This window comes from Polyangium mundeleinium (assembly GCF_028369105.1).
Lineage (GTDB): Bacteria > Myxococcota_A > Polyangia > Polyangiales > Polyangiaceae > Polyangium > Polyangium mundeleinium.
On record NZ_JAQNDO010000001.1, the window covers coordinates 6,282,848 to 6,302,175 of the forward strand.

Annotated in this window: 19 protein-coding genes; 9 read left to right on the plus strand and 10 right to left on the minus strand. The window is 68.4% G+C overall.

Features of this window, described 5'->3' with window-relative positions:
* Positions 1 to 321: 321 nt before the first annotated feature.
* From POL67_RS25015 to POL67_RS25030, 4 genes are all read right to left on the minus strand, one after another.
* Positions 322 to 1,092 carry a hypothetical protein gene (locus POL67_RS25015; RefSeq protein WP_271921325.1) on the minus strand — a complete coding sequence of 257 codons (771 nt, stop codon included), beginning with the start codon at positions 1,090 to 1,092 and terminating at the stop codon, positions 322 to 324.
* 101 nt (positions 1,093 to 1,193) lie between these two features.
* Positions 1,194 to 1,376 (minus strand): hypothetical protein, encoded by a 183-nt coding sequence (locus tag POL67_RS25020; protein WP_271921327.1) that lies wholly within the window; start codon positions 1,374 to 1,376, stop codon positions 1,194 to 1,196.
* Positions 1,377 to 1,492: 116 nt separating this feature from the next.
* Positions 1,493 to 2,938 (minus strand): serine/threonine-protein kinase, encoded by a 1,446-nt coding sequence (locus POL67_RS25025; RefSeq protein WP_271921329.1) that lies wholly within the window; start codon positions 2,936 to 2,938, stop codon positions 1,493 to 1,495.
* A 20-nt stretch (positions 2,939 to 2,958) separates the two neighbouring features.
* Positions 2,959 to 3,729, minus strand: a complete 771-nt coding sequence (locus POL67_RS25030) for a sigma factor-like helix-turn-helix DNA-binding protein (RefSeq protein WP_271921331.1) — start codon at positions 3,727 to 3,729, stop codon at positions 2,959 to 2,961.
* Between the two features lie 255 nt (positions 3,730 to 3,984).
* Between POL67_RS25030 and POL67_RS25035 the strand changes: the two genes are divergently transcribed.
* Entirely contained in the window at positions 3,985 to 5,505 is a 1,521-nt protein-coding gene (locus POL67_RS25035) for an RCC1 domain-containing protein (RefSeq protein ID WP_271921333.1), read from the plus strand.
* On the opposite strand, the gene POL67_RS25040 is transcribed toward POL67_RS25035, so the two are convergent.
* From POL67_RS25040 to POL67_RS25050, 3 genes are read right to left on the minus strand one after another with little or no spacing between them, the layout of a single operon-like run.
* Positions 5,502 to 6,299 carry a hypothetical protein gene (locus POL67_RS25040; protein ID WP_271921335.1) on the minus strand — a complete coding sequence of 266 codons (798 nt, stop codon included), beginning with the start codon at positions 6,297 to 6,299 and terminating at the stop codon, positions 5,502 to 5,504. The two genes, POL67_RS25035 and POL67_RS25040, sit on opposite strands and share 4 nt — an antisense overlap.
* Positions 6,296 to 7,549 (minus strand): glutathionylspermidine synthase family protein, encoded by a 1,254-nt coding sequence (locus POL67_RS25045; protein WP_271921337.1) that lies wholly within the window; start codon positions 7,547 to 7,549, stop codon positions 6,296 to 6,298. The genes POL67_RS25040 and POL67_RS25045 overlap by 4 nt, the downstream gene beginning before the upstream one ends.
* Complete coding sequence (locus tag POL67_RS25050) at positions 7,546 to 8,148, minus strand: SMI1/KNR4 family protein (RefSeq protein WP_271921340.1); 603 nt, start codon at positions 8,146 to 8,148, stop codon at positions 7,546 to 7,548. The genes POL67_RS25045 and POL67_RS25050 overlap by 4 nt, the downstream gene beginning before the upstream one ends.
* Before the next feature lie 87 nt (positions 8,149 to 8,235).
* On the opposite strand from POL67_RS25050, the gene POL67_RS25055 reads away from it, so the two are divergent.
* From POL67_RS25055 to POL67_RS25075, 5 genes are all read left to right on the plus strand, one after another.
* Positions 8,236 to 8,886 carry a hypothetical protein gene (locus tag POL67_RS25055; RefSeq protein WP_271921343.1) on the plus strand — a complete coding sequence of 217 codons (651 nt, stop codon included), beginning with the start codon at positions 8,236 to 8,238 and terminating at the stop codon, positions 8,884 to 8,886.
* A 225-nt stretch (positions 8,887 to 9,111) separates the two neighbouring features.
* Positions 9,112 to 9,972, plus strand: coding sequence for a hypothetical protein (locus POL67_RS25060; RefSeq protein WP_271921345.1), 861 nt, complete (start codon positions 9,112 to 9,114; stop codon positions 9,970 to 9,972).
* 4 nt (positions 9,973 to 9,976) lie between these two features.
* Positions 9,977 to 10,885 carry a hypothetical protein gene (locus tag POL67_RS25065; protein WP_271921349.1) on the plus strand — a complete coding sequence of 303 codons (909 nt, stop codon included), beginning with the start codon at positions 9,977 to 9,979 and terminating at the stop codon, positions 10,883 to 10,885.
* A 17-nt stretch (positions 10,886 to 10,902) separates the two neighbouring features.
* Positions 10,903 to 11,394, plus strand: a complete 492-nt coding sequence (locus tag POL67_RS25070) for an ATP-binding protein (protein WP_271921352.1) — start codon at positions 10,903 to 10,905, stop codon at positions 11,392 to 11,394.
* 121 nt (positions 11,395 to 11,515) lie between these two features.
* Entirely contained in the window at positions 11,516 to 12,121 is a 606-nt protein-coding gene (locus POL67_RS25075) for a hypothetical protein (protein WP_271921354.1), read from the plus strand.
* A gap of 33 nt (positions 12,122 to 12,154) precedes the next feature.
* Here the strand turns inward: POL67_RS25075 and POL67_RS25080 are convergent, their stop codons facing one another.
* A complete protein-coding gene (locus POL67_RS25080) occupies positions 12,155 to 12,841 on the minus strand; it encodes a hypothetical protein (RefSeq protein ID WP_271921356.1) in 687 nt (228 codons plus the stop codon).
* A 212-nt stretch (positions 12,842 to 13,053) separates the two neighbouring features.
* Here POL67_RS25080 and POL67_RS25085 point away from each other — a divergent pair, with 212 nt between their 5' ends.
* Both POL67_RS25085 and POL67_RS25090 read left to right on the plus strand, forming a co-directional pair.
* A complete protein-coding gene (locus POL67_RS25085) occupies positions 13,054 to 14,871 on the plus strand; it encodes a serine protease (RefSeq protein ID WP_271921359.1) in 1,818 nt (605 codons plus the stop codon).
* Positions 14,872 to 15,596: 725 nt separating this feature from the next.
* On the plus strand, positions 15,597 to 16,376 hold the full coding sequence (locus POL67_RS25090; RefSeq protein WP_506333373.1) for a reverse transcriptase domain-containing protein: 780 nt from the start codon (positions 15,597 to 15,599) through the stop codon (positions 16,374 to 16,376).
* Between the two features lie 203 nt (positions 16,377 to 16,579).
* Here the strand turns inward: POL67_RS25090 and POL67_RS25095 are convergent, their stop codons facing one another.
* The gene (locus tag POL67_RS25095) at positions 16,580 to 16,837 is read right to left on the minus strand and encodes a hypothetical protein (RefSeq protein ID WP_271921364.1); all 258 of its coding nucleotides are present in this window, start codon (positions 16,835 to 16,837) and stop codon (positions 16,580 to 16,582) included.
* Positions 16,838 to 16,869: 32 nt separating this feature from the next.
* Positions 16,870 to 17,643, minus strand: coding sequence for a methyltransferase domain-containing protein (locus POL67_RS25100; RefSeq protein WP_271921366.1), 774 nt, complete (start codon positions 17,641 to 17,643; stop codon positions 16,870 to 16,872).
* An 87-nt stretch (positions 17,644 to 17,730) separates the two neighbouring features.
* Here POL67_RS25100 and POL67_RS25105 point away from each other — a divergent pair, with 87 nt between their 5' ends.
* On the plus strand, positions 17,731 to 18,537 hold the full coding sequence (locus POL67_RS25105) for a tRNA(His) guanylyltransferase Thg1 family protein (protein WP_271921370.1): 807 nt from the start codon (positions 17,731 to 17,733) through the stop codon (positions 18,535 to 18,537).
* The last annotated feature ends 791 nt before the right edge of the window (positions 18,538 to 19,328 follow it).

The following is a 19,328-nucleotide window of genomic DNA, read 5'->3' on the forward strand; positions in this document are numbered from 1 at the left end:
GGCCACACGTGTCAGCTCACGATTCCGCGTGGATTCCGGACCTACCACGTGTGGCAGCTTCCTGCGCCGAGCGGGGGAACGGGTCCATCCGCGTGTCACTTGACGAACGTGTCCTCGCGCGTGTCCTGCCACGCTGTGCAGTCGCCTGCGGAGGTCGGGTGCGGGCACGGACGCACGTGGCCGTCCCGGGACGAGGTTGGCTCGGCGAGGTGACACGTGGGGAAGGTGGCTCGGGAGCGCGGCGGACGCGGCGGACGCATGGGGCACCCGGGAGGGGAGGTCGGCGAGCGCGCCTGACACGTGGGGAGCCCGGGGGCGGGCTCAGAGACAGTGAATGGGGAGCTTGAATTGCGAGCAGGCCGTCGAGATGTCGGCGTACCCCTCGGAGGCGATGGGGCCGAAGCAATGCTCGTACGTCTCGTTCCACGTCGCGCCCGGCGCGAGCTCGGTGTAGCCGCCGCCGTACATCATCCAGATGTCGATGGGGTAAAACGCGCTGTGGTTGTGGTAGCTGATCTTGAGCTTCTGCCCGGCCGCCACGGAAAACGCCAACGGGTCGACGGTCATCTTGCAGGTGTTGTCGACCATGACGTGCACGTGGGCGGTGAGGAGCTCCGGCTGGCAGCCCTTGCCGGGCACATACACGAAGTTTTTCGAGCAGGTCCCCGCAGGGACACACACGCCATCCCCGCCGTTCACCAGGACGTCGCACCCGAGCGCCACGGTGGCGTCGTCACACCCCTCGTTTGATTGCAGCACGCCATCCCCACACGCCCCCGTCACGGTGAGGCAATCGGCCGCGCAATAATCACCGGCAGCCGTATTCCCATCGTCGCAGGCCTCGGGTGCTTCGACATTGCCATTCCCACACACGGCCGCCGGTTCGCTGCCTCCGGCGCCCCCCGCGCCGCCCATTCCGCCGGCGCCGCCCATTCCGCCGGCGCCGCCCATTCCACCCGCACCCCCGGCGCCGCCCATTCCACCGCCCGCGCCGCCGCTGCCGCCCGCGCCCGTGCCGCCCGGCGGCTCGCTGCATCCGGCCGCGAGGGCCGCGAGGAGCAGGGGAATTCCAAACCGTGAGGCGACTGCCATCGAAGCCGAGATACGCATCGATCCCGCATAGCAGAATTCGCGGAACGCTGGAAGGATGACGCTTTCGGCGAGGGATTGTCCGGGTCGCCTCACGCGCGACATCAAGGCGCGCCCGGTTGCGACCCGATCGCAGAGGGCGCGCCCCCGTCGCGACGCTTGGCGAGGTCGCGCTTGGCGTCGCCCTCCCACGAGGCGTTGGGCGAGCAGTACATTCGGAGCTTGTCCTGCTCGGCGGGAGTGTCGTTCACGGCTCGGTCGATCTGGTGGATGATGTTCTGGCACATCGGCGCGTGCTCATCGGGATACGAGCAGCTCGTACGGCGGAGGGACGCGCAGCCAGGGAAATGGGCATCGAGGAATGCATCGGAGACTTTTCCGAGGTGCGTCGTCGGTCGACCGTTCAGCCGATCGAGTCGTTCCTTGACCCCTTGGTGACACGGGCGAGCTTGCGCTGGCAAATCTTGCCGTCCAGCGCGCGCTCGCCGACGGCGCGGCTCTGCGCAGCGCGGAGCTTGACCTCGGCCTCCGCGCAATGGATGTCGTCGGCCAGCTCGGGGTTGCAATACAGAGCGACGAGCGATCGGCACGGCGCGAGCGGATCGACCGGCGCGGCGGAGCCAGCCTTCGCCGAGGCGCTCGCGGTCGCCGCCTCGGCGACCGTCGAAGGTTGAACCGGAGCTTTCGACACGGTCGGCTCCGGCGCGGTCGCGCCTGCTGCGCTGCTCGGCACGGCGCCCATTTCGGGCCCTGCGGCGCGGGGCGGGTCGCGGCTCGTCGAGCCGCCAAGCCCTATCGCCGCGCCCACCGCGACGAGCGCCACCACCACACCGCCGATCGCGTACGGAGCGCGCGACGGGCGCAGCACATCCTCGATCTCGGCGAACATCACCTCCATCGATGCGAAGCGCCGCTGCTCGTCCGGATCCAGCCCGCGCTTGAGGACCGCCTCGACCTTCAGAGGTACCGTGCCTTCGCAGGCGCGAACGATCTCGAGCGTCATCGCCGAGAATGCGTAGATGTCCGCGGGTACACCGCCCGGCAGACCGGCCACACGCTCCGGGGCCAGGTAGCGCGGCGTCCCCACGATCGCGCCGCTCTGCGTCAGAAGATCGGGCGCCGCCTCGTGGCCCGCATCGAGGCGCTTGGCGAGCCCGAGGTCGGAAAGGACGACGCGACCGCCCGGAGCGACGAGCACGTTGTCCGGTTTGACGTCGCGATGGACGAAGCCGGCGGCGTGGAGCGCTGCGAGCCCGCGTCCGGCGCCCATGCAGGCGGCCAGGCCCTCACGCCATGACGGCCGAGCCCTGGCGACGAAGCCTCGCAGGTTTGGGCCGTCGACGAGCTCCATGACGAGGTACGGAAAGCCGTCGACCTCACCCGCCTCGAACACCTTGACGAGATGCTCGTGCTCCAGCGCCGCGAGCGTGCGGGCCTCACGGGCGAGCCGCTCTCGGAGCTTGGGCGACGGAGCGCCGCTTTGCCCTTCGGGGTGGAGCAGCTTGAGCGCGACCTCACGATCCAGCCGCTCGTCGAGGGCCCGGAGCACGATCCCCATCCCGCCTTTGCCGAGCACCTTCAAGATGCGAAACCGCCCGATCTTTTCTCCGGCCTCGAGGATCGGCGGCGCACGTTTCGCCGGCGCGGCTCGATCACCGGAGCGCGCGGGCGACTCCGAGAGCGTCTCCGGCGGCGTCTCCATCATCCGCGCGAGCGTCGAGCCTGCTTCACGGCAGCTCTCGCAGCTCGCCACGTGCGCAAGGACGCGTGCACGCTCGGTATCACGCAGCCGCGCTTCGACCCAGGCCGAGAGCTCATCTGGATCGAGACAAGCGCTGGGCTCAACCATCGCCCCTCCGCAGGACAGCCTCACACATACCGGGACAGGTGAATCGAGACCTCGCTGCGGACGAGCCGGACGATGCTGTCGAAGGTCTCGTTGCCGATGCCAAGCTCCTTGACGAGCGCCGCCCGCACCCCTTCGAACAGGGCCTCGCGCGCGGCGGCGACGCGCCGGGCCGCCGTGGCGCGATGCACACCGTGAAGCGCAGCGAGCCGATCGATCGACAGACCATCGACATGGTGCTGCCGAAGGAGCAGGCGCTGGTCCGGGGTGAGCGCGGCGAAGGCTTCGGCGAAGCCGGCCTGAAGCTCCCGCGTGTAGCGATGGCGCAGGAGGTCGAGCTCGGGATCGTGCTCGGCCGCGACCTGCTCGACGACCAGCGCCTCGGTGGGGCGCTCGGATGCACGCCGCCGGCGCTCCACCACGGCGCGGACGGCCACCACGCGGAGCCACCCCCCGAGCGGGCCCTTGCCCGTGTAGCCGAGGATCCGAGGCGGCGCGTCGGCGCGCGGCGCGATCAGCTCGGCGGGGAGCTCGGCAAGGACGTCGCGGACGAGCTGCTCGTCCGCGCCTGTACGCCGTAGCTCGACGCGGAGCGGATCGACGAGCTTCATGACGACGGCGACGGCCGCCGCGTTTCCTCTGCCGGCGTGGTGGGCGAGAAAGAGGTCCTCGACGTGAAGGGAATCGAGCCCTTCTCCCTCGAGAATGCGCGCGGACAGCGCTGCTTCGAACGCCGCATCGGGTAGGGGAAGGTCCGGCCACCTGGCCGCGGCCCGATCGAGCGCGTCCTTCATCGGGCGCATGTTTCAAAAAAGAGATCGGCCGAGCGCGACATCCGGGACTTGCCCCCCACAGACAGGGAAAGCCCCGGACTTCTGTCCCATGTCACTCCCCCTACGTCTGCTGTTCGATCCATTCGTCCTCCGCGCCGGGCGCCGTCACGGGAAGCTAGTGGCAGCCTGCAAGGCGCGCAACACCGATCCGCAGACAGGAGGGGTAACCATTGGACAGAAATCAATGAGCGTTCCGTTCCTTTGCTGGAGGTCTTCATGAAATTGAATGCACAATGGCCGTCCCCGCGAGCCCGGCTCGCGCTGTTCGTGGGGTTGCAGCTCGCACTTCTATCCGCTTCGTGTGGGCCTCGACCGAACGAGCCCGGAGGCAATTCCGCGTCGAGCAGCGCATCGGCCGGCGGCGGTGGTGGTGGCGGTGGCGGTTCGGGGGGCGGTGGTGGTGGCGGTGGCGGTTCGGGGGGCGGTGGCGTCGGCGGTGGCGGCTCGGGGGGCGTCGGCGGAGGCGCGCTCTGCGGAAATGGCAAAGTCGATTCTGGAGAGAGCTGCGACCGCGAGATCACCATGGGGGCTGACGCCTGTCCTACCGCTTGCTCGGATGGGAATAGCTGCACCTCGGACACGCTCGTGGGCAGCGCCGCGAGCTGCAGCGCCTCGTGCAGCTTCGCGCCCATCAGCGCCTGTGTCGGGGGGGACGGCTGTTGCCCGGCTGGGTGCACCGGCGCGAGCGACAGCGATTGTCCGTCCGTGATTGCCATCACCGCCGGGTTCGAGCACACGTGTGCGCTGCTGAGCAGCGGCGGCATGAAATGCTGGGGCTCCAACAATGCCGGACAGCTCGGCAACGACGCGATCCCGCAGCACAGCCCCGTTCCTGTCGACGTTCAGATTCTTGGTGCCGGCTTTTCGGCAGCCGAGATCGCCGCGGGGGGAGGGAACACGTGTGCCGTCTCGAGCGCCGGCAGCCTCGCGTGCTGGGGTGCGGACAGCTTCGGGCAGGCCTACAGCCAGGGCTCGGGGGTCGCGGCGGTCGCGCCCGGCGGGGACCATGCGTGCCTGCTCACGAGCACCGGCGGGGTGCGCTGCTGGGGAACCAATGCCTATGGACAACTCGGCAACAACTCGACCCTCCAGAGCACCGTTCCCGTCGACGTACAAGGCCTCGCTTCGGGCGTGAAGGCCATCGGCGCGAGCTCCGGCTTCAGCTGCGCGCTCACCAATGCCGGGGGCGTCAAATGCTGGGGGCACTCCATGGGGCCGGTGAACCAGAACAACAACCTCGTCCCTGTCGACAAGTCTTCTCTGGCTTCGGGTGTCGCGGCGCTCGCCGTTGGAGGCAACGCGAGCGACCATCACCTCTGCGCGCTGCTGAGCAACGGGCAAGTCAAGTGCCTGGGATACAATGCATTGGGGCAGCTCGGAGATGGCACGTACCAGAACAATGACGTTACTTCCATTGTCGTCGCCTCCAATATCGTGGAGATCGCGGCGGGCACGCACCACACGTGCGCGCTCACCAGCGGAGGCATGGTACAGTGCTGGGGAGACAACTCGTTCGGCCAGCTCGGGAACGCTTACCTGAAGATCAATTATCCGGTCCCCGTCGAGGGGCTCACGTCGGGGGTTTCGGCCATCACCGCGGGTGGCTTTCACACGTGCGCCTTGCTGAACACCGGCCACGTGAAGTGCTGGGGAGCCAACGGCAATGGCCAGGTCGGCAACAACTCGATCTCGCAGAAGATCTCCGCTCCTGTCGACGTCGTGGGCCTACCCGACTAGCCTCCGCTCGGGCTGGGAATCACGCCGCCGAACGTGCCGTCGCGCTGGCGCCTGAGCCCCATTCGATCGAACCAATGGCCGACCGATTCGAAGAGCCCGGGGCGCGCGACACGGAGCACCTCGGCCGGGTCGGGCACGTCGGTGCGCACGTGCAGGATCTCGATCCCCTGCTCCTGCCAGGAAAAGAGGATCGGCGCGAGATCGTCGGCCGGGCGATCCGCCTCGCGCTGGACGAGCGCGGCCCTCCGGATGCCCGCGCGGGCGAGGGTCTTCACCGAGGGGAAATCATTCGCGAAGACGATCGAGCGATTGTCGTACTTGCCCGGTTCGAGCGGTACGCCTTTTCCCATGCGCCGCTGGTCGAGCAGGAACGCCGGCGGCGCGTCTTTCGCGAGCTTCGCGAGGCTCGACGCGGCGTCCACGAGGGCCCCCATGACCTCGGCGTACGCGATGACGCCCTCGGGCGCGGGAATGGCATTGTACAAAGGAATGGGCCGGAAGCCGTGCCGGGCCAGCGCCGCGCCGACCCGCACCCCCGCGGCGCCGGGCAGATCCAGGATCAAGGCCGTGTCCTGCCATCGCGGCGCGCTGCGGTAGGGATGCTCCCCGCCCGGCGCGGCCTCGGCGCGCGCGTGGAGCGGCGCGACGATACGCTCCTCGATCCATGGGGGCGGCGAGGGCAGGGCCTCTGGCGTCCTGTCCTCGTCGAGGTGCGCGAAGAGGACCGGCTTGACCCAAGGGCCGAAGGTCGCGTCGTCGGGCGCCCACAATCGATGCACGTCCTCGCGTTTCATGCGTCGGTCTCCGCGATGAGCACGGCGACGTCGGTCGCCGCAGCGTCGATGAATGGTTTTTCCGTCACCCGGCCATACACGCCCGCGGCGCGGCCGTCGACGGTGTAGACGCCAATGCACGGGAGCCGCGGGCCGAGCGGCGTTTCGAGCGGGACCGTCACGAACCGGCGTTGCGCCACCCAGCCGGACGGCGCGAGGGAGACACGGAAGGCGAGCCTTGCCCATTGCAGCGGCGTCATGTGCGGGCGCATGGATACCGTGTCGCCGGTGTTGCAGTAGGCCGATTTGAGGATCCATCCGTCGTCGCGCGCCCAGGGCGCGTCCCGGGGATCCCGGGTCTCGGGCAGCAAGCGGCGCCAGGTGTTCTGGCGCGCGCCGAGCTCGTCCCAGACGAGCGGGAGCCGCTTGCTCTCGCTGAGCGCCGCGATTCCCGGATTGCACACCGGCGTCCGGCCGCCGACGAAGAGCGGCGCCCATTCCACGGCGCTCGGCAGGCGAGGGAGCCACTCCGCCTGGTAAAACCGCACGACCGCCCCGAGGGGCCCGCCCTGCCGCGCCGATACGAGGTGCGCCCGCCCGTCGTGGAAACGAACGTGATCCGGCGAGGCACAAACCGCCGCGGCCCCGCGATCGCGGAGCTTCCGCGCGAGGTGGGCGATCACCTGGTGGTCCTCCATGAACCCGGGCGCCGAGAGGAGCGCGAGCGTTCCCAGGTCCGGAGCCGCGCGGAGGAGCGCATCGACGAGCTGTTTCGTGGGATCACCGGCCGCGCGTGTGCCCGGGAAAAAGCCGGCCATGAGGGCAGGCAAATGGGTCGCCTCGGTGTAGCCGCCCGGCACGTCGCTGTTGACCTCGGAGACGCGCCAGCCCTCCGTGGTGAAATGAAAATCGAACCGCATCACCCGCGCCGCAGCCGGCGTGGGGGGCGCGCCACGGCGAAAGAGGCGCTGGAGCGCGCGGGGAAGCGAGATCCGACGCTGGAGCGCGGGGCGGTGAAGGAGCTCCCGCTCGGTCGCGAGCGTCTCCTGTGTCAGGCGCTCGGCGAGGTCGGCGAGGTGGGTCCACGTGGCCGCGTCGAGGAGCAGCGGGAAGGGGGCGAGGGCCGTGGTATCGCCGACCTGCACGTCCCATTTGAAGCAAGAGAGCTCCATCGTGCGACGGATCTCGTGAAAGGCCGCGGGATCGAGCGCGGGGCCGGCGCGGAGGGGAGAAGGGCGCGGAGGGGCTTCGGCCTGCGCCGCGCGGCTCATCGATCGCCGAGGAGATCGAGGTAAGGACCGTCGTAGATGCCCGAATCGGCGAGATACGTGAAGCGGCCGCTCTCGAGCGCGTCCGCGTACCGCTCGAGCACCGTGGCGAGGTCGGCGCTGCCGGTCGTGAAGGGCCCGCCCGCGACCTCCCACTTGATGACCTGCCCGACGCGGCCCGCGCGGCCCGGCGCGAGGTCGATGCAATAGAGATTGCCGCAGCCATCCTGGGCAATGGGAATCCAGGCCTCGTGCCACTTCACGGGTTTTACGCGCGGGGTGCTTTGCTCGAAGACCTCGTGGTCGTCGAACGTCCCCTTCTTGCGCAGGGATTCGAGCCCGGCGCGGCTCTTCCTCGATGCGGCCGCGCCGAGGCCCGCATACTCGAAGATCGGCAGGCCATCATGGACCTTCCACATCGCCACGAGCTCGGGCGGGAGCGGCTTGCCGAGGGCCTTCGCGAGCGCCTGCAAAGAGGCCTCCCGGGCCGGCGGGCGGAGCTGCGTGACTTCCTCGGATGCGTGCTTCTGGAGCCAGGCCGAGACGCGCCGCGCCGCCGCGGTGGCGCGCTGAGGACGGTCGGATTTCTTGGAGGCAGCCATCGGCGGCGTCGTACGACAACTCCCGGGCTGCGACAAGCGCATCGGAACTTGGTTCCGGCGGGCCGTTGGGCCATCTTGCGCAGCGCCATGCGCGCTCTTGCCGCCACCCCCCTCCTGATTTCGCTCGCCGTCCTCCTCCCGGCCTGCGCCGGCTACACGTCCGAGGCGCGGCGCGCGGAGATCTTCGACGAGATCACGAAGACGAACCAGGAGAACCGCGGCCGCGCCCTCACGGCGACGCTCCAGGCGCGCGGCGCGACCGTCCTGCCCGCCGAGCCCGAGACCCTCGTGGTGCACGACCTCGAGCGATGTCTCTCCGCGTATGGTGGCCTCACGCCCACGCCGCCGGAGACGTTCGAGATCCAGCGCGTCCGCGGCCGCAAGCTCGTCGCGCCCTGCCAGGCCTTCGCCGACGGGTTCGCCGTCGGCGCCGCCGAGGCCACGACGGAGGACGGAAAACGCGTGCTCGTGATCCGCGCGGGGAGGGACGAGCTCTTCGCGCTCGCCACCACCGCCGCCGGAAAACTCCTCGTGCTCCGACCGCGGCGCGAGGTCGTCGAGCGGCGCGTCGTGCGTATCCCGGGCACGTGCAATCGGATGCCCCACCCCGAGCCCACCTTCATGCCGACCGAACACGCCTACGTGCTCGAAGGGCGTGGCGTCGATTCCGTTGAATATTTGGACGTCCCCTACGAGGGCCTCGACGAGGACGTGCGCTGCGACGAAACGACATATTGACGCGCCCCGCCATGGCTTGGCTGGTAAGCCCATTGCCCACGTGGGGCGGGCTGTCGCCGCGCGTTCACGCGAACCACACCGGACGTCGTTCACACAGCGAACGAGCGACGCGGGCCGGGAGCGGAGGCGTGGCCCCGGAGCGCCGCGCATGCAGAGAAAACTTCCCCGTGGCAGGCGCTTTGCTTAGGCTGCTCGGCTTGCCTTCCTAGGCAAAGGAGACTCCTCATGCGTAAAAGCGGTATTCTCGGGCTCTTGGGCCTTGCCATTGGGCTCACGATGGCGCTCCCGGCGAGCGCGGGTGTCGACGAGTGCGGCAACATCCGGTTCCAGGGGCTCTCGAACTGCGAGGTCCGCGTCACGGCCCAGTGCACGGCCGGCTGCAGCGAGCTCGGCATCTACAAGACGGCGTGCGCGACGAAGCTCACGCAGGTCTGCGGCGACCAATGCACGCTCTCGGCGATGCCGACGTGCACGGACAACTGCACGGTGCAGTGCAAGTCGGACTGCGACAACGGCGTCAACGTCATCTGCTCCCACAACTGCTTCGAGGAATGCACGGCGAGGCGCGACACGGAGTGCGCAGCCAAGGCCGACCCGGCGCAGTGCGCGGCGACCTGGGACGCGAACTGCGACAACGAATGCGACGCCAAATGCGTGACCGTGGACGGCGGCTGTTATCAGCACTGCGTGGAGTGCTGCGGCGGCTCGTGCTCGGCCGACGCCAACATGGACTGCCAGTACTCGTGCCAGGACGTCGAATTCGAGGAGTGCGAGCAGGAGTTCCGCGCGACCTGTGAGGCCTCGTGCACCGGCGACGGCGCGCTCTTCTGCGACGGCAAGTACATCATCTCCGGCTCGCAGGTCCCGACCTGCCTGAAGGCGCTCGCCGCGCAGGGCATCGAGGTGAAGGCCGAGGGGAGCGTGACCATCGGGCCCGACGGCATCAACGGCAACCTCGCCGCGGGCATCTGCTCCTACAGCCCGGGCGACAGGGTTGCCGTCGTCGGGCCCTTCGCCCTGTTCGCCGCAGCCACGGCCGGCTGGCTCGCACGCCGGCGCAAGCGCGATTCGCGCGCGGAGCGGTGATCCCATGATCGTACGGCCGACCTCCCTTTCGTGTCTCGTGTGGCTCGGGCTCGTCCTCGCTGGTTGCAGCAATGACAATGAAGATACGAGCACGGATGTGGTGGTCGGCCTCACGACCGACATGGCCGTTGGATTCGACTTTTATGAGCTCGAGCGGACGCTGAAGGTCGACGGCGTCGTCACGCAGAGCGAGCTCGTCTCGTATGGCGCGGGCAACCTGCGCCTGCCGGCGGAGCTTCCGGCGCAGGCCGCCGAGGATGGCGCCACGATCGAGCTGTCCCTCGCGGCGCTCCGCATTGGCGAGCACGTGCCCATGGTGACACGAACGGCGACGACACGTGTGCTGGAGGGGCGATCGCTGCTCCTGCCCGTCTCCCTGGAGGAGGCGTGCGTCGGGGTGGCGTGCGCGGCGAATGCGACGTGCATGAAAGGCGCGTGTGTCGATCCCTTCATCGACCCGTCGTCCCTCCCGGCCTACGATCCGACGTGGATCGAATCGGTCGAGGATGCATGCAAGACGGCGTCGTCGGGGGCTCCGGCCCTCGTGGTCGGGAAAGGGCAAATGGCATTCGCCTCGCTCACGGAGGGCGAGGTGGTGCCCATCGAGCCGGGCCCGCAGGGCGGCCACCACGTATGGCTCGCGCTGCGGGTGACGGGCCTGCGGCAGATGGGCTCGACGCTCAAGGTGAACGGGTTCTACCCGGACCTCGATTACAAGCTGTCTCCGTTCTCCTCGCAGGTCACGCTCCGCAAAGCTGACGGCCATTGCGAGCTTTACGGGATTCGTTTTCAGGTGGACCGAGGCATCGCGGTCGACGCCGTCCGCGGTCTCCCGCTCGACGTGACCTTCACCCTGACGGACCCGACCGGCGACGCCGCGACGGCCGAGACGAAGGTCGTCATCGCGCCCTGACGAGGTCAGACTCACGCATGCGGAACGAGGCCGAGCGGACCGAACGACGCAAGCGATGGGGCGACCGCGTGCCTGTATGCGTGGTCTTCATCGGGCTGCCCGCGGCCGGAAAGTCGACCTATTTTCGCGCGCGGTTCGTCGACACGCACATCCGCATCAACGGCGACATGCTACGGACGGCGGCTCGGGAGCGGCTGCTCGTCGAAGCATGCCTGCAAGGCGGGACGAGCTTCGTCGTCGACAAGACGAACGTGTCGCGCGCGGAGCGAGCGAGGTACATCGACGCCGCACACGAAGCGGGCTTTTTGGTGCACGGGTATTTCTTCGAGAGCCGCAAGGACCTCTGTCTCGATCGCAACGCGAAGCGCCCGCCGCACGAGCGCGTGCCGGACGCAGCGGTGCTCGGGATGCGATCGAGGATGGAGCTCCCCTCCCGCGAGGAGGGGTTCGACGAGCTCTCTTTCGTGCGCGGGGTGGAGGGGACGTGGATCGTGGAGGCGTATCGCTGACAGCGGTCGATGGCGGCGGGCTCGTGAAATCTTGCCGTCAGTCTCGAACGTAGGTCTCCGCCGCATTTTCTGGAACCATGCCTGATCCTCGGTGTCGAGGCGCGCCATAAACATTCTCCGCATGGCTCTTCTCTGTTTCCTTGCGCTCCCTGCCTGCTCCAGCGAGCGCGACGATATCTTCTCCCGCGGCGGCAACCAGTGGGGCGGCAACGGCGACGGGGGTGGCTCCGCTTCGAGTGCCTCGAGTTCGAGCAGCGGCGGCGGAGGCGGCGCCCCTTGTGATTCCTCCCCAGGAATGCTCTCGTTCCACGGCGTGCGCACGAGCACGAGCTCCGGCACGAAGACGATGGTCTCGGGGAAGTACGGGATCCCGTACGACAACCAGCTCTCCGCGGAGCAGGGCGAGGAGCTGCTGTGGATCGACGCCGACGACGTGGGTTGGAGTGTAACCTTGCTTCTCCACCTCGAGGCGGCTATCGATCCTCCCTTGACGATCACGCGGAACACCGTCCCGCACTATGTGTATGACGCCTGCTTCAACGCCAGCGTCGCGCCGGAGGACAGACACTGCGGCGACGAAACCTTCGAGGTGACGGTGAACAGCCTTTCGTGGAACCGTATCCAGGGCACCTTCAAGGGCAGGACCATTGCCGAAGACGGATCCAGCGTCCTCGACGTCGATGCCGGTGCATTCGACGTGCCCATCGTGCCAGCACCTGGAACATGACGAACGCGCCGCGCGGCCCTCGGCGGCGTCGATTCACCCGCGCGCACGCCGCAGCCAGACCGTCATGCCCCAGAACAGGAGCGTGCCCGGCAGACCTCCCACGCAGACCGGAAGCAAAAACTCGAACGTGAAGGGCTCGGGCCTGCGTTCGAGGTACCACGCGACCGCCGGGAGCGAGCCAAGCGCGACGGTCACGAGCGCCACGCAAAAGCCGAGGCGCGCGAGCGCCGTTCGGCCCTGCAAGAGCCCGGCGGCGAGCCCGAACAAAGCCGCCACGACGACAGCCGGGGCGAGCGCGCCGGGATCGCCAAACCACATCTCGAACCAGCCTGCGCGAATCGCAGCGCCGGCCACGCCACCGCCGGCGGCAATGCCAAAATTCCTGGCCGCGCGCATGCTTTCGGGGTCCGTGCCTTCGCCGTCGATGGCGCCGCGGATCTGCGCGCGCGCGGCATCGGTGATCTCGCGCGGATCACGCCCCTCGCGGCGCAAAAGGAACACGCCGAGGGCGATCGTCACGGCGAGCGCCGGGACCTCGAGCACGATGAACGTGAGGCCGGCAGCGGCGAGCGGATGCGTGGCAGGATCCTCGCCAAGCTCCGCCGCGAGGAACCACGCATAAGGTCCCGTCCCGGTCACGACCCAAACCACGGTGAGCGCAAGCGCCGCAGCGCAGAGGAGCCCACCGACGAGGCGGGCCCGAAGCGGAAGAGGGGACATGGCGTGGGGAGATCCTAGCGCAGGCGAGGGCCCCGGCGACAGGTACATCCCGGCGCGTCGGAGCTTTCGCAGATTTGCGAGCCCCAATAGCGGGAACGCTACTCGCGCATGATGCGCGCGCGGGTACGGTTCGCCGTATTCAGCCACCAACGTTCGCCATGGAGTGAACCGTGCGCGGGGTGGAACGCTTGTCTTTCGAAGGACACATGCACATGAAATCGATTCTACGGCTGGTACCGCTGCTTCTTCTCCCCCTCACCACCGGCTGTCCTGACGGCGGCGCCCAAGGAGAGGGCGAAGGCAAGAGCGAAGTCCCCGCGGAGCTTGTCGCCCTGTGCGAGCGCCTCGTGATCTGCCAGGGCATGGAGCAGCAGGCCTGCGAGGCCGAAGGCATGGCCGGCATCAAAGCCGCGCTCGGCGTCGAGCATGAGGTCTGTGATGCCCTCATCGAAGCCGACATCGCCATGTACGGTTGCCTGGCGAAGGTCGAGGACTGCGAGACGTTCAACACCGCCACGCAGGTGGCCCATCCGCCGGTGTGCGCGGCCGAGATCGAGGCCGACGTCGCCCAGCTCTCGCTCGGCGGCTTCGCCTGCTACCTCGGCGAGACCCCCGTGCCGCCGCCGCCGGAGTGGACCTGCAACGCCCTGCGCTGGAACGGCTCCGACGGCTGTGACTGCGGCTGCGGCGCGCCCGATCCGGACTGCAAGGGCGCCGGCTCGGCCGAGCCGGGCACCGGCGTCGACAACGCCGCCTGCGACGCCTGCTTCGGCGTCGACGGCAAAGCGCAATCGTGCATCAGCGTGACCGCGACCCTCGAGGCGGCCGGCTTCCTCGTCAGCCCCGCCGGCAAGAGCGACGACGGCGCCGAGCTCTACGACCTCACGCTCCTGCAGGTAAACGATCATGAGGACGCGACGTCGGGCACGCACGAGCAGTACCTCACGCTCATCCACCGCGGCTTCGACCTGCCCGTGAACTTGATCTCCACGGGATACAGCAATTATCTCGGGTTCGACGAGGATGAGCTGACGACGCTCCTCAAGGGAAATCAGCTCGTTCTGGACAAGCGCTTCCACAACGGCAACGGCGACGATTTCTCCCACTTCACGCGCAAGCAGGTCGCCGACGACGCCCACGACGTCGTGGTGCGCCTGCACGACCTGTACAAGAGTGCGTGGATCGGCTCGGGCTTCAGCAATGGCGGCGTCGACATGGTGAGCTTCCGCCAGCATTACCCGGGCGACGTGGACGCCGTCGTCGCCTTCGGCTCCCCTTTCATGGGGCCGGAGGACACGCGTTTCCTCGCGTTCTTCGATACCGTCGACGCCACGTGCCAGGACCGCCTCGAAGCCATCCAGCGCGCGGTCCTCGGCCCCCAGCGCGCGGCCGTCGAGCCCGCCGTGCTGGCGTCCGCCGCTGCCGATCTCGGCGACACCTTCGTCCGCGTCGAGCCCGCGCGCGCCTTCGAGGCCGCCGCGCTCTCCTACCCGTGGCTGTTCTGGCAATACTTCGGCACCCCCGACGACTGCACCGGGCTGCCCGATCCGGCGACGGCAACGGCGGAGGATCTGACGACGGCGTTCTTCACCGTCACCAGCATCTTCGGCACCTACCCGATGTCCGACGGGTACCTGTCGTTTTTCGACGCCTACTTCTACGAGGTGCAGCAGAGCAGCGGCTGGCCCGCCCTGCCGCGCGCCGAGCTCGTCGCGGAGGGCCTCATCCCCGAGGGCCTCGTCGACATGGAGCGCGGGCTCGTGCCCGAAGGCGTGACCCCGCCGGCGTTCAACGCCGCCGAGAACAGCGCGCTCGAGGAGTTCGCCCGTCTCGGGGACGGCGTCGCCTTCGTCTACTCGGACCAGGACCCGTGGGCCGCCGGCGCCGTCACCCCGGCGATGGAGAGCGGCAACGTCCGCTTCAACGTCACGAGCGGCAACCACACCGCGACGTTCTCGTCGCTCTCGGAGCCCGATCAGGCCGCACTCTCCGCCTTCCTCGAGGAGAAGCTCGGCATCGAGATCCCCTGAGAGGGTGTTCCAGTGCGACCAGGCAAGGCTGGTCTTGAGGGAAGGAGGATGCGGTCCTTCGGAAATCGAGTTCGTCGTCCAGCGGGTGCGAATCCTGCCTGATCAGGGCCGAGCCCGGCCAGATCGGAAGCGAGCCTTGCGTAGGGCGTGGCAACATGCTCGACGATGCGTTAGGCGCGCGACGTCGTGAGCCGCGGCGTGCCAGCCACGAAATCCTCAGATTCCGGGTGCCCAGGGGTTTGGAATTCCTGAAGGCCCCGGCATGCACTCGATGAGATGGGCGAGAGTGACATGCACCCGGCGGGGTAGTGTTGGCCGCGGCGCGCGTGAAGAGGACGACCCAGGCACCTGGGAGACCCTGTCTCCGTCCACGAGTTTTATCCGGCCAAACGGGGAGCCGGTGACCCATCCCCACGCGCAACGCGGGTACACGGACGCACCCGCGAGGCAAGCCGGGCCCTTGGGCCCCGCAGCGAAAAGCCGCGTCCGTCTCGCGGTAGGCCGAAGGCAAGGGACGACCAGAGCTTGCGGCTGAAGGAGAGCAGGGAGGCAGAACATCCCAAGCTGCTTCACCCGGCGGTCTGATGGAGCTTCGCCGCGATCGTGCTCTGGGGAGCCCGTTGCGGGAAAACCGCACGGCGGGTTCTGCGAGGGGGGACGAGCCCAAGGGAAACCAAGGGCCCGTCCCTACCCACCAAAGCATCGACCGCACGATGCTGATGGAGATGCTCCAGGCGCGGGTAGCCGATGGGAAGCTCTTGCGACTCGTCGGCAAATGCTTGCACGTGGGTGTCCTCGAAGGCGCGGAGATATCCGAGCCAGATACGGGGACGGTGCAGGGTTCGGTGCTGTCGCCGCTGCTCGGCAACGTGTATCTCCATCACGTGCTCGACGTATGGTTCGAGCGGGAGGTCAAACCGCGGATGCGCGGCAAGACCACGCTCGCGCGCTACGCGGACGACTTCGTGATCGGCTTCGAGCGAGAAGACGATGCGAAGAGGGTGATGGAGGTGCTGGGCCGGCGTTTCGAGCGGTTCGGCCTGAAGCTGCATCCTGAGAAGACCCGCCTCCTGCCGTTCCATCGCCCAAGGTCAGGGAACGATGGCGGCAAGGGTCCGGCGACGTTCGACTTTCTCGGGTTCACGCTGCACTGGCGTCGGACACGAGCAGGTCGGTGGATGCCGGCGTTCAAGACGCGCAAGGCGAGGCTCAGGCACGCCATCCAGGCTGCCGACGACTGGTGTCGACGCCATCGGCATGAGTCGGTCAAAGAGCAATACGCTACGCTCAAGAGGAAGCTCGTCGGGCATTACAACTACTTCGGCGTCAACGGAAACCTGCGCAGTCTGGCTCTGCTGCTCGACAACGTGCAGTGGAACTGGCACGCCTGGTTGAGCCGAAGGAGCCAACGAGGTCACCTGAACTGGGCGCGGTTTCTGGAGCTGCTGCGGAGGTTTCCGCTGCCGGCCCCTCGCATCCGCGTACAGATCTGGAGCGCTCCGTGAGCCGCCGCTGGCGGAAGAGCCGGATGGTGGAAATCTCCTTGTCCGGATCTGGTGAGGGCCCCCGGGGGCTACTCGACCAGCGTAGCGCCGGGGTTTCACCCCGGACCCGACGAGGGGTTCTCCACCCCTCGACCCGGACCAGGGCCAGCCCTGGACCTCTATGCATCGACCGCGATGCGGTCGATGCGCAGGCGCATGATGGTCTAGGGCGACGTCTCCTCGGGTTTCTTCAGCGGCTCTCGCGTCTCGCAATCCACGGGCTCGACCCACGGCGGATTCGCAGCATGCGTGATGGAGCACGTCCCGTCTTCGTTCCGCCGGAAGCCTTCCTGCACGCTCCCGAGATTCGGCACCCAGTCCGGGTTCTCCGGCTTGGGCGGCTCCTGCGCCGCACCGCCGCACCCCGCGGAGATCGTGACCACAAACGCAGCCGCGAGCCGCGGAGCTTTCTTGCGTCTCATCCCGGCGAGTAGAGGCGAGCCACGCCGCCCCGTCAAGAAGGCGGTACACGCGTCGCCACGACGAACCGGCGCGTGAACGGAAACGGCGTGCCGTAAGGCCGGGCAGGGTAGTCCGATTGCAGGAGCGGCCGGAGCGTATCCAGAAAGGCCGTAGCTTCCTCGGGTCCGAGCGTGGTCACAAGGGGCCGCAGCGTGGTGCCGAGCAGCCATTGCAACACCGCGTCGTCGCCGGGCAACACGTGCAGGTACGTCGTCTCCCACGCCTCGACCACGAACCCGAGCCCGACGAGGTGGTCCAAATAAAAGGCCAGGGGCTCGGCATGTCCGCGGCGCACGTCACGGAGCGCCGCTGCAAAGCGGGGCAGGGCGCGGACCTCTTCCACGCGCCGATGCGAAGGCGCATCGAAATTCGCAGGAATCTGGAAGGCCAGGGTCCCGCCGGAGGCGACGAGGCCAGCGAGGTGCGTGAGCAGGCCAGCGTGGTCGTCGAGCCAGTGCAGGGCCGCATTCGAGAAGAGCACGTCGGCGGGGCCAGGCAGCTCGACGCGGGCGAGGTCGGCCTGGAGGAAGCCAACGCGCGCAGACGCGTGGTTCGCCCGGGCCTCGGCAAGCATGGCCGCGGAGCTGTCGACGCCGAGGATCTCAGCCGCGGGCCAGCGCTCGCCAAGGGCCAGGGTCAGGTCGCCCGTGCCGCAGCCAAGGTCGACGACCCGCGCCGGAGCCGCGGTCTTGACCTGGGCGAGCAAATCAAAAAAGGGGCGACGGCGTGCTTCGCGGAAGAGGTTGTATTGCTTCGGATCCCACATGGCCGACCTGTCGCCTATCACGGTGTCGACGGGGTCGCATGCAGGATCGTCGCGAGGTCCCTCCGGGGCTGCTATCTTGGCCGCGCCATGAAGTTCGATGATCTCGAAACGAAGATGCGGGTCTTCGAGACGGCGCATGATCACCACGTCCTGCCGGGGATCTACATGGTCGCGCGGCTCGACGGGCGCAGCTTCACCAAGCTCGTGCGCGAGCGCAAGCCGTTCGAGGCGCCCTTCGACGTCCGCATCCGCGACATGATGGTGGAGACGACGAAGCACCTCATGGACTGCGGATTCCCCGTGGTCTACGGCTACACGCAGAGCGACGAGATCTCGCTCCTGTTTCGCCGCGACACGGACGTGTTCGGCCGCAAGCTGCGCAAGTACGAGTCGATCCTGGCCGGGGAGGCGAGCGCCAAGTTTGCGCGTCTCCTCGACGATCACGCGGCCTTCGACGCCCGGATCTCGCAGCTCCCCACCGAGAAGGACGTGATCGATTATTTCCGCTGGCGGCACGAGGATGCCCACCGCAATGCGCTGGGCGGGCATTGTTACTGGCTCCTTCGATCCCAGGGGCTCACGGATCGCGCGGCCACGCGGCAGCTCGAAGGGCAGTCGGTGGCGGATCGGAACGAGCTGCTCTTCCAGCACGGGATCCAGTTCAACGACCTGCCGGCCTGGCAAAAACGCGGCGTGGGCTTCCATTACCGCGATGTCGAGCACGTCGGCAGGGATGGGCGGGATGGAAGCGCCGTCGTAACAACGCGGCGCAGGCTCCACGTAGAGTTCGAGTTGCCGCTGGGAATGGCGTACACCGCGTTCGTTCGTCAGCGGATCGAGGAGGCGACGCCTTCAAAGCCGGGCGCGGGAGACGAGGAGCGCCCCGACACGTGACCTCGTCGTGCATGCCGTCGCGCCGGGGCGCTGCCCCGGACCCCGCGGGGGCTGTTCGCCCCTCGACCCGAACCAGGCACGGCCTGGACCGGGGGTGGAAGAACTGCGCGGTGCGCAGTTCTTCCAACGGGCCGGTGGCAAGACCATGGAGGTGGGTTTCAAGCTGGCGACGGGCACGCTGCCGGCTGAACCTGCAGCGCTGCCGTCTTGGTTGGCAGGGTCGTCGCCGGTCTTGACCGCGGCTGTTCGATGAACTGCGCGGAGCGCAGTTCATCGACCCAAGGTCCAGGGCTGGCCCTGGTCCGGGTCCCGGGGCGGACAGCCCCGGGTGGGGCCTGGGGCAACGCCCCAGCGCGGCGCGTCCGGGTCCCCGCAGAATCCCCTGCATCCACGCAAGATCGCGATGACTTCCCGTGGATGACCGCCTGCGGCGCCGCAACGCGGCCCCCGTCCGCGCGCCCGCCGACGTTCGGCGTCGTGAGCCGCTGCTCCTGGGCGTGTCCTCTGCGCTGCGGCGCCGCAGGAGGCAATTGGCGCTCATGCGTACCCGAAAGGCGGCGCTGCAGCTCGAAAACCCTGCCCCGGAGTCGCCGACCTGCGGCGTGGCAAACCTCCCTCTGCGAGGCCGTCTTCCCTTCGACGGCGCCGCAGGTCCCCGAGCGCGCTCTGCGCCCTCCATCCTGCAGTGCTGGAGGGCGCACGTTGCCCGTTGAACCTGCAGCGCCGCGGCCTTGGTCGGCAGGGTCGCTCTCGGTCTTCCCTGCGGCTGTTCGATGGACTGCGCATCGCGC